The organism is Neptunomonas sp. CHC150 (assembly GCF_030397555.1).
GTDB lineage: Bacteria > Pseudomonadota > Gammaproteobacteria > Pseudomonadales > Balneatricaceae > Neptunomonas > Neptunomonas phycophila.
This window is the reverse complement of the sequence record NZ_JAPNXU010000006.1, coordinates 559074-571353: the sequence shown is the minus strand read 5'-3', so window position 1 is coordinate 571353 and position 12280 is coordinate 559074. Positions and strand designations below refer to the sequence as shown.

General features: G+C 44.2%; 13 protein-coding genes. 6 read left to right on the top strand and 7 right to left on the bottom strand.

Annotation, left to right across the window (positions count from 1 at the left end):
* Nucleotides 1–94: 94 nt before the first annotated feature.
* The 6 genes from OW491_RS08680 (at nt 95) to phaC (ending at nt 6294) form a co-directional block, all read left to right on the top strand.
* Nucleotides 95–1045 (top strand): LysR family transcriptional regulator, encoded by a 951-nt coding sequence (locus OW491_RS08680; RefSeq protein ID WP_290035592.1) that lies wholly within the window; start codon nt 95–97, stop codon nt 1043–1045.
* A 126-nt stretch (nt 1046–1171) separates the two neighbouring features.
* Complete coding sequence (locus OW491_RS08675; RefSeq protein ID WP_075172170.1) at nt 1172–2371, top strand: YbfB/YjiJ family MFS transporter; 1200 nt, start codon at nt 1172–1174, stop codon at nt 2369–2371.
* 31 nt (nt 2372–2402) lie between these two features.
* A complete protein-coding gene (locus tag OW491_RS08670) occupies nt 2403–3293 on the top strand; it encodes a DMT family transporter (protein ID WP_178968722.1) in 891 nt (296 codons plus the stop codon).
* A gap of 54 nt (nt 3294–3347) precedes the next feature.
* Nucleotides 3348–4217 carry a LysR family transcriptional regulator gene (locus OW491_RS08665; protein WP_290035590.1) on the top strand — a complete coding sequence of 290 codons (870 nt, stop codon included), beginning with the start codon at nt 3348–3350 and terminating at the stop codon, nt 4215–4217.
* An 83-nt stretch (nt 4218–4300) separates the two neighbouring features.
* On the top strand, nt 4301–5221 hold the full coding sequence (locus tag OW491_RS08660; protein ID WP_290035589.1) for a poly(R)-hydroxyalkanoic acid synthase subunit PhaE: 921 nt from the start codon (nt 4301–4303) through the stop codon (nt 5219–5221).
* Between the two features lie 8 nt (nt 5222–5229).
* Nucleotides 5230–6294 (top strand): class III poly(R)-hydroxyalkanoic acid synthase subunit PhaC, encoded by a 1065-nt coding sequence (phaC, locus tag OW491_RS08655; protein ID WP_290035587.1) that lies wholly within the window; start codon nt 5230–5232, stop codon nt 6292–6294.
* 58 nt (nt 6295–6352) lie between these two features.
* Here phaC and phaR read toward each other — a convergent pair whose 3' ends face one another.
* From phaR to lolA, 7 genes are all read right to left on the bottom strand, one after another.
* Nucleotides 6353–6877, bottom strand: a complete 525-nt coding sequence (gene phaR / locus OW491_RS08650; RefSeq protein ID WP_290035586.1) for a polyhydroxyalkanoate synthesis repressor PhaR — start codon at nt 6875–6877, stop codon at nt 6353–6355.
* A 28-nt stretch (nt 6878–6905) separates the two neighbouring features.
* The gene (locus OW491_RS08645; protein ID WP_075172175.1) at nt 6906–7160 is read right to left on the bottom strand and encodes a DUF6489 family protein; all 255 of its coding nucleotides are present in this window, start codon (nt 7158–7160) and stop codon (nt 6906–6908) included.
* Between the two features lie 76 nt (nt 7161–7236).
* Nucleotides 7237–8412, bottom strand: a complete 1176-nt coding sequence (locus OW491_RS08640; RefSeq protein WP_290035584.1) for an MFS transporter — start codon at nt 8410–8412, stop codon at nt 7237–7239.
* Between the two features lie 99 nt (nt 8413–8511).
* Complete coding sequence (gene serS / locus OW491_RS08635) at nt 8512–9786, bottom strand: serine--tRNA ligase (RefSeq protein WP_290035583.1); 1275 nt, start codon at nt 9784–9786, stop codon at nt 8512–8514.
* Nucleotides 9787–9804: 18 nt separating this feature from the next.
* Nucleotides 9805–10176, bottom strand: a complete 372-nt coding sequence (gene crcB / locus OW491_RS08630) for a fluoride efflux transporter CrcB (RefSeq protein ID WP_075172177.1) — start codon at nt 10174–10176, stop codon at nt 9805–9807.
* A gap of 95 nt (nt 10177–10271) precedes the next feature.
* Nucleotides 10272–11615 carry a replication-associated recombination protein A gene (locus tag OW491_RS08625; protein ID WP_290035581.1) on the bottom strand — a complete coding sequence of 448 codons (1344 nt, stop codon included), beginning with the start codon at nt 11613–11615 and terminating at the stop codon, nt 10272–10274.
* Nucleotides 11615–12280 (bottom strand): outer membrane lipoprotein chaperone LolA, encoded by a 666-nt coding sequence (gene lolA, locus OW491_RS08620; RefSeq protein ID WP_290035580.1) that lies wholly within the window; start codon nt 12278–12280, stop codon nt 11615–11617. Before lolA ends, OW491_RS08625 begins: the two co-directional genes overlap by 1 nt.

The following is a 12280-nucleotide window of genomic DNA, read 5'->3' as shown; positions in this document are numbered from 1 at the left end:
TTCGGCCCTCGTCTTTACTTGCCGATCAACTCTAGAATATTCACTCTTTGCGTTTCAAAGCGCATTTATTTTCGACCAAACAAGCGATGACCACATGAACTTAAATGACGTCAGCCTATTTATACGGATTGTTGAAACCGGCAGCTTTACTTCTGCTGCTGAAAGTCTTGGAATACAAAAATCAACGATCAGCCGTCGTATCGCCCAGTTAGAAGATGATTTAGGCGTCCGGTTGCTGCAACGAACCACGCGCAAGCTCAAGCTTACTGATGATGGTGAAGAGCTGTTCTCTCGTTGCCAGCCCTTAATTAATGAGTTAGAAACGGCCCGCGATCAATTATCAGCCACACAAGAAGATCCACGTGGCCGCTTACGCATTACAATGCCGTCTGAGCTAGGCGTATTCATGATGAATGATGTCGTCTCTACTTTTATGCAGCGTTACCCAAAAATCAACCTAGAAGTTGAGCTCAGTACCCGCCTAGTAGACTTAATTGAAGAAGGCGTCGATTTAGCGATACGCGTAGGTGAACTAGCCGACTCAAGCCTTATTGCACGTCGTGTAGCACATGTGTCCCGTGCGCTCTATGCGTCTCCTGATTATCTCAAACGTATGGGCACTCCAAAAACACCAGATGATTTAGAAAAGTACGAGTGCTTTGGGCAGCTTAAAGCTCATGAATATTGGGAGTTTGAAGACTGGCCAACGGCGGTAGAAGTCAAAGGACACTTAAAAGTAAACAGCATAGCCTTTGCAAAAGAAATGGTGATGCAAGGGCACGGTATTGCCCGCTTACCCCGCGTATATTGCCGTAACTGCGTACAAGCTGGTGAATTGGTAGAAATTTTAACGGATTATAAATGCCCTCTTATAGAGATTAATGCAATTTACCCAAGCCGCCGTCATTTAAACCCCAAAGTAAGGTTGTTTATTGATCATATGATGGAAATGATCGTTGACCATCCTTGGGTAACTGAAATGATGATTACACCGGCTTCAGAATTACCAGGGCAAAGCCCGGAGACCACGCTAGAACATCATTAAGCGAAGTGTATCGACTAAAGAATAAGCCTTGCAAAACAGGACAGTCCGTTCCTTTCGCTATTACTATCAAATAGTCATCGAGCTTGTTATAACCTTAACCTTGCTCTTTGCCTATTTGATAGCCTCATGACAAACAATAATAAAATACAGCATCAGAAATATTACGTCTTAGCCGCCGGTGTTATCAGCTTAGTTGTGTTACTCGGTATCGCTCGGTTTGCTTACACCCCGCTTATTCCAGTAATGATTAGTGCCTCTGTCATGTCTGATATCAGTGCCGGGTGGCTCGCTACTATTAACTATGCCGGTTATTTATGTGGCGCAGTGTTAGCTGCCACAATCGGCGATCTAATGCTCAAGGATAAGCTATATCGGGCAGGCCTGATAACAGCGATTATCACCACTCTCGCAATGGCATTCACCGACAATGTATATTTGTGGGCTTTTTTGCGCTTTATGTCAGGGTTAAGCAGTGCGGCAGGCCTCTTAATTGGATCAGGTTTAGTGCTTAATTGGTTGATTAGAAACAACTACCGAAGCGAGCTTGGTATCCACTTTATGGGGATGGGCTTAGGCATTGTGTTTACCGCTATCGCCTGCGAATTGATGGTTAACCAACTAACATGGTCAACACAATGGATAGTGCTAGGCGTATGTGCGGCCTTATTAAGTATCCCTGCTTGGCGATGGCTACCTCGACCACATAATGGCACTGTGCATAGCTCCGGTCAGGTGTTAAAAGACAAACCTCCAAGCGCACGCTTTTTTTGGTTGATGGTCATGTCATATTTTTGCGCAGGATTTGGCTATGTTATCAGTGCGACTTTTACTGTTGCCATGGTTGAGCGTCTACCTGGGTTAGCGGGTGAAGGCCAGCTAGTGTGGTTACTGCTAGGGCTTACCGCAATACCTGCTGTCATTTATTGGGATAAACTAGCCCGACGAATAGGCACCTTATACACCTTATTGATTTGCTACTTAATACATATCATTGGCATAGTATTACCCTTATTTTCGCAGACTCTGACAGCAGCTATTGTTAGCGGCATGCTTTATGGCGCAACCTTTATTGGTATCGTTGGTTTAGTCCTCACTATGGCTGGACGCTTTTATCCGACTAAGCCTGCTAAGTTAATGGGTAAATTAACACTTTCTTATGGTGTTGCTCAGATTATAGCCCCTGCCATTGCGGGCTATATGGCGGCCCAAACAGGCCAGTACAGCGCCGCACTCTTTATGGCAGCAATTATGATGGTGCTGGGTACTATTTTATTACTAATTCTCATCTATACAGAGCGTCATGATCTAAAGGCACTAGACGCTTAATCGCAGGCTTTATAATTACTAAGGAATGTTCATGTCGAATCAATCGACACACGTAAGCTATGGAAGTTGGGTTCTTTTGCTGGCATTAGCCTTAATATGGGGAACCTCTTTTCTTTTTACCTCTATTGGTTTAGAAACATTCTCACCACTTTTTATCACATTTTTTAGGTTGGTATGTGGTGCCGCTGTATTAACCTGCTTGGTCTATATTAAACATTTACGCTTGCCCTTTACGTTAAAAGATTGGGGAACGTTCTTTGTGTTGGGGTTAGTGGGTAATGCAGCCCCCTTCTTTTTAATTGCGTGGGGCCAACAAAGCGTGCCTTCGGGGCTAGCCGGCGTTTTAATGGCTATCATGCCCATTATGACTATGCTGATCGCTCATTTTACCGTTGTAGGCGAAACGCTAAGCCGCTATAAGTTGGCTGGCGCCGCAACGGCCTTCATAGGTGTCGCTATTCTTTTAAATCCGTCCTTAGCTAATACCGGACTACTCGTACATCAACTCTGCATTTTAGGTGCTGCTAGTTGTTATGCACTGAATGCTGTGTTGGTAAGACGATTATCTAAACATCACCCTATGGTTGGTGGCGCTGGCATGCTCATCGCTTCCAGTTTAATTGCATTTCCCTTCTTCATTAGCCAGGGTTTAGATCAGCTTTCTATGGCGAACCTAATGACCGCAAGTTTTTTGAGCATTTTATGGCTGGGGGCTTTATCGACAGGGGTTGCATCGCTCATTTATTTTAATATTATCCAGAAAGCCGGTCCTAGCTTTCTTGCCAATATGAACTTTATGGTACCTGTTGTGGCCTATGTACTGGGCGTTACCATTCTAGGAGAGAGCGCAACAGCAATCTCTTTAGTGGCGATTGGTATTATTTTTAGTGGCGTGGCGCTCACTCGATATAAAGCGAAGTAGGCATACCGTATTTATATACGATATGCTCCCTACTTAAATTCAAGGACGAGCTTAATGGATACCCATACACTCACTGCTTTTCTGGCTGTAGCAGACACTCAATCTTTCTCCCAAGCCGCCGAACAACTTTTTATTACTCAGTCGGCCGTGAGCAAGCGCATTGCTTTATTAGAGGAGCAGTTAGATCAACGACTATTTGACCGAATCGGCCGCAAAGTTTCTTTAACAGAAGCGGGTGATGCACTATTACCGCGAGCCAAAAACATTTTAAATGAAATAAAAGATGCCACCCGAGCCATGGGTAATTTATCCGGCGAAGTCAGTGGAATCTTGTCTTTGGCCGCTAGCCATCACATTAGCCTGCACCGGTTACCGCCTATATTACGGTCTTTTACACGCCGATACCCTCAAGTCACGCTAGATCTGCGCTTTCATGAATCAGAAATAGCGTATAACGGCGTGCAACATGGGGATCTTGAGCTCGCTCTAATCACACTATCCCCTCACCCCGATCCTATGATCTGTTCATATCCCATTTGGGAAGATAGGTTACAATACGTCGTTGCTAAAGATCATCCCTTGGCAAAACAGCCACAAGTCAGCTTAAGTGAGCTAACTGGCCATGCGGCGATATTGCCATCGGAAAGTACTTTTACACATCAAATTGTAGCGGATCAGTTCCAGCGTAATGACCTAGCACTCAATGTGATGATGTCGACCAATTACCTAGACACCATCCGAATGATGGTCAGTATTGGCCTAGGTTGGAGCTTATTGCCAGAAACGATGATTGACGAATCATTAACCATATTACACCCCAACGCTGAACCTATTGTTCGGGAGCTGGGCTATATTTATCATAGAGATCGCACGTTATCGAATGCTGCAAGCGCGCTTGTTAGTATGCTGACGAACACCGAGTAGAACCGAGTATTCAATTACGACCTCTACTCCATTACACTGCATTCTATGATGATGCACAACAAGCAGTATTAGAGGACTTTTGAGTGCAAGCTGATTTTCATGCCCAACTACACGCTTTTTTTGAGCAACAGCAGGCGCTTTTTACTCAATGGTTGACGCCATCCCCTGAAGCAATTCAGACCATGAGTAATGATCAAATGAAAGCCGCTGCCATGATGGCATCTAAAACGGCGGGGTTCCTTAAACAAAGCACCCAACTCCTAGAGCAGCTTAAAGCCAAAGCACTGGACAAAGGCCTTATAGACTCACTCATTCGTCAATTAAGCGAACAAACACAACAACACTCATTAGATAGCATTTTTAAACAGTGGCAAATACCTCATCAATTTCAGGCGGCTATCGAAAAAAGTGCCACGCAAAATCCCAATGCTTTATTCAACACATGGCGCCACACTCTCCTTTTTACCTGTCCTGAGTTTCATGCAATGCATGAAGAACGAATTAAAGCGGGTTGTGAACATTTAGCCAACTACCAAGCAGCTTTACACACCTATATACAGCAGAGCACCCAAATAACAGAGAGTGCGGTTAACCGCTTAAAGCACGCGCTTGAGCATAATGAGCAGCCAATAGAGTCTTTAAACCAATTACACGAGCTGTGGGTTTGTTGCTACGAAGATGCCTATGCAGAAGCGATCAGGCAAGATACCTACCAGCAAGCATATGGAAACATTACCAATTGCTATATGGCCCTAGTCGCTTTCCAACAGGACATGCAACTAAGCGCGTATGAGCAACAAGGCTTAGCCACGCACAAGGGATTAGATAGCACTCTACAGCAGCAAAAAGCGCTGCATAAAGAAATGAAAGCAGTCAAAAAGCAACTAGAGGAGCAACGGTTGCTTAATGAACAATTGACACACTCTCTTATAGAATTAAGCCAACAATTTGAACAAATAGGTGGTAACCTGCTACCAAAAACCTCTCAGGCGACACAAGAATAAATACTAAAATGAAAAACCTGAAACTGGACGCCCAACAAGTTCAGGACGAACTAACAGAGCTCACTCAGAACTTAAGAAAAAGTCAGTTAACGCTGAATAGCTTACCAGACATCGATGTGGCTTCCACGCCCAGTCACTGTATATATAAGCGCGACAAATTGTCGTTATTGTATTTTGAAAGCACGCAGCCTAAAGAAGATCGCGCATCTCATCCCATTTTTATTTGCTATGCCCTAGTCAACCGATGGTACATGATTGATTTAGACCCCGAGCGTTCATTGCTAAGATCGCTATTAGCAAGAGGTCTAGATGTCTATGTTTTAGATTGGGGCTACCCTGACAAAGCTGATCGTTTTCTTGATCTAGATGATTATATCAACGACTACCTAGATGATTGCATTGACCAAGCCTTAGCACATTCAGGTTCTACTGAGTTGGATTTAATGGGGATCTGCCAAGGCGGCACTTTTAGCTTGTGTTACACGGCTTTACACTCGAAGAAAGTTCGCAAACTTATCACCGCCGTTACACCGGTTAATTTTCAGACGCCTGACAATATGTTACAAAAACTGTCACAGCATACAGATATTGATTTGGCTGTTAAAACCTACGGTAATATACCGGGCTCTTTTCTTAACCATGTTTATAGCTCACTTATGCCAATGCGATTGGGCATACAAAAGAACTTGAATCTTCCAAAACATCTAACAACAACGGAATCAGCTCTGAGCTACCTTCGCATGGAAAAATGGTTATACGACTGCCCGGACCAAGTAGGAGAGGCATTTAAAGAGTTTATAACCCTATTCTTTAGAGAAAACCGATTTGTAAACGGTGGTTTAACCATAGGAGGAACTGACGTTAACTTATCTGAAATCAGGCATCCTATCTTAAATATCTATGGTCAGCATGATCACTTGGTTCCAGCTGATTCATCGCTCGCGTTAAAAGCCGTGTGCCCTCACAGTCAGTATTCCGAACTCTTAGTTAAAGCTGGGCATATTGGTGTTTTCGTAAGCCGAAAAGCCCATAAACTTGTGCCCGATACCATTGTTAAATGGCTTGCAGAGTAACAATAAAAAAGGCCGCAAACCAAAGTCAGCAGCCTTTCTTAATATTTGTTATCGCGCTTTATTTATCGCTATCTTTCTCTGTTGGCTTTGCATCAGAATCATCAGCTTTTGCGCTACTGTCAGCTGACCCTGTTCTGCTTGCCCCAGGTTGAAACATATTCCAAACAGCCATATTTTGATCGGCAATTTTGTTCATCATGGTTAACGGGTTAGCTGCACCAATCATACTTTGCATCTGCTCACGAATCCTTTCTTGATGCTCTAAAAACGCCGCTATGCTTTGCTCAAGGTATTGGCTCATCATTCCTTGCATGCTGTCACCATAGAAACGGATAAGTTGCTGCAGCACTTGATTAGTCAGAAGCGTTCCGTGCCCTTCCCCTTCTTGCTCGCTGATGATCTGCAATAAAATGTTACGTGTTAAGTCATTGCCTGTTTTTGAGTCCAGTACTTGGAAGGGCTCAGAATTTAAAACGAGTTCTTTTACATCTTCAAGCGTTACATAACAACTACGCGAAGTATCATATAAGCGGCGATTTGTATATTTACGAAGAATACGCACTTCTGGTTCTCTCTCTGTCACCATAAACCCTTAAATGTGTCGAGCTGGATTATTTTTTGTCGTTACTCGATGAGTTGTATTGGCTCATCATACCCAGCATCATTTTTTGAAAGGCTTCAACCGAGCCCACGCTATTTGTTAAATAGGGTTTGAGTAATGTTAACGGGTCATAGCCTTCAACACCCGCTTCCATTTGTTCTTTAATTTTGCTGATCATTTCGTCTTGTAATGAGGCTACATCCGGTAAGCCCATTACTTTACGAAACTCTTCTGGTGTCATGTCCACATCAATTTTAAAGTTCATAAATAGAACCCTTTATTATTAGTTTATAAAACAGGACGAAGTTCACTATATAGCGATAATTACCGCAGTGCAAAAATCAATTTTTAGCCCCTGCTTTATCAATAGGATAGACCCAAGTATAAGTTAAAATAAGCGCAACCGCACAAATGATAGACGCCATCAGAAAACTCACCATAGAACCATGGGATTGCCAAAACATTCCCGAGAGCACAGCTCCCAGAGTCCCACCTAAACCAAAGCCAACGCTGGAAAACAACGCCTGACCTCGACCTTGTGTATTTGCATCAAAAAAATTATGGACTAAAGCTACCCCAGTTGAATGCAAAGCCCCAAAAGTAAATGCATGCAACAATTGGCTCATCAATAGTAAGACGATATTCGTTGGGTACAAAGCAATCACAGCCCAGCGTACCACCGCCATTAACAAGCTAAACAACATCACCCCTCGCACTCCAAAGCGGCCTATCATTTTGTGCATAAAAATAAACGCCACTACTTCAGCCAGAACACCTAAGGACCACATGTAACCAATTTCACTTCGGTTAAAGCCTTGATCCTCTAGCATCACACTAAAAAACGTATAATAAGGGCCGTGTGATAACTGAACTAAGAATGTTGCAGTAAAGAAAGCGATGACTGCAGGCCTGCATAATGTGCTAAGGAACATCCCACCATTTGAATGTTCGGTTGATTCTAAAACAGTAGAAGTATCGCCAGCCGGCACCAAACATGCATTGAGCCATATCATGATCATCAAAAGAAGCATGATGACAGGTAACCAAGAGACACTAATAAAATCGAAGATATAACCCAGAGCCACTACCGTTAAAGTAAAGCCAATAGAGCCCCATACGCGTATTTGACTATATCGCTCCCGCTTATCGCCCAGATGATTGAGTGTAACGACCTCAAACTGTGGCAAAACGGCATTCCAAAAGAAGCTGTAGGCCAGCATAATGAGGCCTATACCCCATGCACTCTCTTGCCAAAATATGCCTAGAAATAATAGCCAAGTAGCCGCGGCGCCCCAACGGATAATTGACATGCGTTTACCCGTCTTATCGGCTAGCCAGCCCCATAAAGAAGGCGCAAAAATACGAGAGCAGTACAAAGTCGCCATAAGAAAACCAATGGCTTTGGCATCAAAATTGAGTTGTTTTAAGTAAAGCGACCAGTAGGGCATCATTGCGCCCAACAGCGAGAAATAGAAAAAATAGAAGCCTGAGAGTCGTTTATAGGGCAGTTTGCTCATCCTTGACCTTCTATAAAAAGTAATGCCCTACTCCATTAATTGGACTAGGGCATTACACACCACCGGTAAAACGGTGGCGATGTAGAGTTTTCGGTGGGCTTACAGCTGGCTAATACCACCCATATAAGAACGCAGCACTTCAGGGATAATTACCGTGCCGTCGGCTTGCTGGTAATTTTCTAATACCGCGACCAAAGTACGACCAATGGCCAAACCAGATCCATTCAACGTATGTAGCAGCTCTGGTTTGCCCGTCTCAGCGTTTCGGCTACGCGCCAGCATGCGGCGAGCTTGGAAGTCAGTCATATTGGAAATAGACGATATTTCACGGTATTTATCCTGACCAGGCAACCATACTTCTATATCGTATGTTTTAGCCGCACCAAAGCCTAGATCACCGCCACACAGCGCAACAACTCGGTAAGGTAATTCTAATTTTTGCAAAATGGCTTCGGCATGTCCTGTCATCTCTTCCAGCGTTTCCCAAGAAGTAGCAGGATCAACAATTTGTACCATCTCGACCTTTTCGAACTGATGCTGGCGAATCATACCGCGAGTATCTTTGCCTGACGCGCCAGCTTCGGAACGGAAGCACGGTGTATGAGCAGCAAACTTAAGCGGCAAACGATCGGCGTCTACGATAGTATCGCGCACCATATTAGTAACGGGCACTTCTGCAGTAGGGATCAAATAATACTGGCGGTCACCGAATGGTATTTTAAATAGATCTTCACCAAACTTTGGTAGCTGTCCAGTACCACGCAAGCTATCTTCATTGACCAAGTAAGGTACGTAAGCTTCGGTATAACCGTGTTCGTTTGTTTGAACATCTAACATGAATTGAATTAGTGCTCTGTGTAAACGCGCCATTTTTCCAGTCATCACAGCAAAGCGGGAACCCGTAAGCTTAGCTGCCGTTTCAAAATCTAAACCACCATCTTGTTCGCCCAGGGCCACATGATCTAGAGGCTCAAAGTCAAACGCGCGTGGAGTTCCCCAGCGACGGACCTCAACATTATCGTCTTCGTCCATGCCTTCAGGAACACTTGCGTCAGGCAGGTTAGGCATTCCCATCAATAAGTTATCGAGCTCGTCAGCAACGGCGGTTAGTTGCGCCTTAGCTGCATCCAGCTGGTCGCCTAAATCTTGTACTTCGGCCAACAAGGGTTTGATATCTTCTCCAGCAGCCTTGGCTTTACCAATGCTTTTGGATCGTGTGTTTCGCTCGTTTTGAAGATTTTCAGTTTGCACCTGTATATCACGACGCTTAGCTTCAAGCTCGTTATACAAATCCAAGGGAAATTCATATTTTTTCTTAGCCAGCTGTTGCGCAACAGCTTCAGGGTTAGAACGGACAATTTTTGTGTCTAACATATTTCTTAAAAACCTTAATCAAAACAAGCGAGTGAACCAAATACCGACGCTTAACGCGATGATGCATAAAATGACGCTTAATAATACATAGATTAGAGCAGACATGGTATGCCCTTCCTGCAAGAGAGCCACCGTTTCTAATGAGAAAGATGAAAAGGTAGTAAATGCCCCTAAAAAACCGACCATTAACATGGGGCGTAACTCAGGTGATAACTTGGCCTTTTCCATTATAAGGACAAACAGAATCCCCATTACCAGCGATCCTATAACATTACAGCTCAAGGTTCCTAAAGGTAACTTATCAGCTTTGCTATTAAGCATCCCCGCCAACCAATAACGACTTACCGCCCCTAAAGCACCGCCAAAGCCTACGGCTAACAATATCTGCATTGATTTTTCCTCTTAGCAGCCAAAAACGGGTGTTTATCTGAAGAAAAGCCTACCAAAGGTAGCAGAGTTTGGGCAGTGATTTACTCAGATAAGAGTTATGTATAGCGTTTTTGCGGGCTGGCCTGATCTAGCTCATTCAACTTTTCAAACTTAGCTCGAATCTTAGACTCAAGCCCTCTATCGCTCGGCTGATAATATCGGCGCTGTGCTATCTCTTCTGGAAGATAGACTTCACCTGCCGCGTAAGCATTAGGTTCATTGTGCGCATAACGATATTCTGCACCGTAACCTAGGTCTTTCATTAATGATGTTGGCGCATTACGTAAATGAACAGGCACTTCGAAATCGGGGTCTTGGCGCACATCTGATCGGCATTGGTTATAAGCCATGTATAAAGCATTGCTTTTAGGGGCCGAGGCACAATACACAGCCGCTTGCGCAATAGCACGTTCCCCTTCTGCTGGCCCTACTCGCTCAAATGCATCCCAAGCGGATAACGCTACTTGCATGGCCCGAGGGTCTGCATTACCAATGTCCTCTGAAGCGATAGCAACTAATCGGCGAGCAATATATAAAGGATCACAGCCTCCTTCTAGCATGCGGCAGCACCAATACAATGCACCATCAGGTGATGACCCTCTCACTGACTTATGGAAAGCCGATATCATGTCGTAAAATAAATCACCTTGCTTATCATAACGTCGTACATTGCCTGCTAGCACTTGCGATAACGCGCTTAATCGAATGGCTTCTGAACCGTCTTCTTGCTTTTCGGCAAAGTCTGCGGCGATCTCCAGCAAATTTAATGCACGTCTTGCATCTCCATCTGCGGCCAATGCTAACTGAGCCAACGCCCCTTCTTCAAAGGTGAGGTGCCTTTTACCTAAACCCTGAGCTTCATCTTTAAGCGCTTGATTTATTACCGCTTGAGTCTCTTCGGTTGTAAGATTCTTTAAAAGATAAACCCGCGCCCGAGAAAGTAAGGCGTTATTGAGCTCAAATGATGGATTTTCAGTCGTGGCACCAATAAATAAGAAGGTCCCGTCTTCAATATAGGGTAAAAATGCGTCTTGTTGTGATTTGTTAAAGCGGTGCACCTCATCAACAAACAAGATAACTTTTTGCTGGCGAGAAACAGCTATTTGCTTGGCTTCATCGACAGCGGCACGAATATCTTTGACACCTGAGAGGACAGCCGAGATTGTCATAAAATGAGCATCACACGTATTAGCCACTATTTTAGCTAACGTTGTTTTCCCAACACCAGGCGGCCCCCATAAAATCATTGAATGCAGCATCCCTTGCTCTATTGCTGCACGCAACGGTTTACCCTCGCCTAGAAGATGAGATTGCCCTATGTAGTTGGCAAGCGTGGTGGGACGCATTTTGGCCGCCAGTGGTTGATACACTGGCGAGGGAGCTCCAAACAAATCATCCATTACATCTGGTCGCTGATAATCACATCGACACCTTCAGGTGGTGTAAATTCAAACAGGGTATCGCTAAATGCCGGGTTAATGCTTGAGTTATGAAGAACGATTGTCGTTTGCTGTCCCAATACATCCTGAAGCATTAGCTCGGACATCACGCCATTCGAAAAATAAATGCGGATCCGCTGAAAACTACTTTGATTGTCTTTGGGTTGAAGGTCAAACAATTGCGAACCGGCATCACTGACCGGCATGCTAATATCAAACTTCTCTTGCAGCTCTTCGATGTTGCCATTGAGGATGAGTGCAGCCCCATTCGTGTCTTCTAGGTTTACGGGTTTACGCGTTGCTTGCTCCAAATCAGGATCATAAATCCAAACATTCTCACCATCACTTACGATTAATTGTGGGAACGGTGTGTTGGTCTCCCAGCGAAACTTTCCTGGGCGCTCTATCTGCATCTCACCCTTGCTAATTTCTGACTCACTTGATTGATCAGAACGAGTAATTTGCTCGAAATCGGCACTAAAGCGCTCGTAACTTTTTAGCACACTGCTTAGCGCTTGCGCGGGATCTTTTTCTGTCTCATCGGCAAACACACTCACTGGCATCACACACAATAAAGCGGTTAAACAGTGTGTTACGAATGTTTTTTTATTAAGCACTAATTTCAT

Bases quoted from the DNA above. Each gene is read 5' to 3' on its own strand.
- OW491_RS08670 (WP_178968722.1), top strand. From the start codon at position 2,403: ATGTCGAATCAATCGACACACGTAAGCTATGGAAGTTGGGTTCTTTTG.
- serS (WP_290035583.1), bottom strand. From the start codon at position 9,786: ATGTTAGACACAAAAATTGTCCGTTCTAACCCTGAAGCTGTTGCGCAA.
- OW491_RS08645 (WP_075172175.1), bottom strand. From the start codon at position 7,160: ATGAACTTTAAAATTGATGTGGACATGACACCAGAAGAGTTTCGTAAA.
- lolA (WP_290035580.1), bottom strand. From the start codon at position 12,280: ATGAAATTAGTGCTTAATAAAAAAACATTCGTAACACACTGTTTAACC.
- OW491_RS08640 (WP_290035584.1), bottom strand. From the start codon at position 8,412: ATGAGCAAACTGCCCTATAAACGACTCTCAGGCTTCTATTTTTTCTAT.
- OW491_RS08675 (WP_075172170.1), top strand. From the start codon at position 1,172: ATGACAAACAATAATAAAATACAGCATCAGAAATATTACGTCTTAGCC.
- phaC (WP_290035587.1), top strand. From the start codon at position 5,230: ATGAAAAACCTGAAACTGGACGCCCAACAAGTTCAGGACGAACTAACA.
- OW491_RS08665 (WP_290035590.1), top strand. From the start codon at position 3,348: ATGGATACCCATACACTCACTGCTTTTCTGGCTGTAGCAGACACTCAA.
- crcB (WP_075172177.1), bottom strand. From the start codon at position 10,176: ATGCAGATATTGTTAGCCGTAGGCTTTGGCGGTGCTTTAGGGGCGGTA.
- OW491_RS08680 (WP_290035592.1), top strand. From the start codon at position 95: ATGAACTTAAATGACGTCAGCCTATTTATACGGATTGTTGAAACCGGC.
- OW491_RS08625 (WP_290035581.1), bottom strand. From the start codon at position 11,615: ATGGATGATTTGTTTGGAGCTCCCTCGCCAGTGTATCAACCACTGGCG.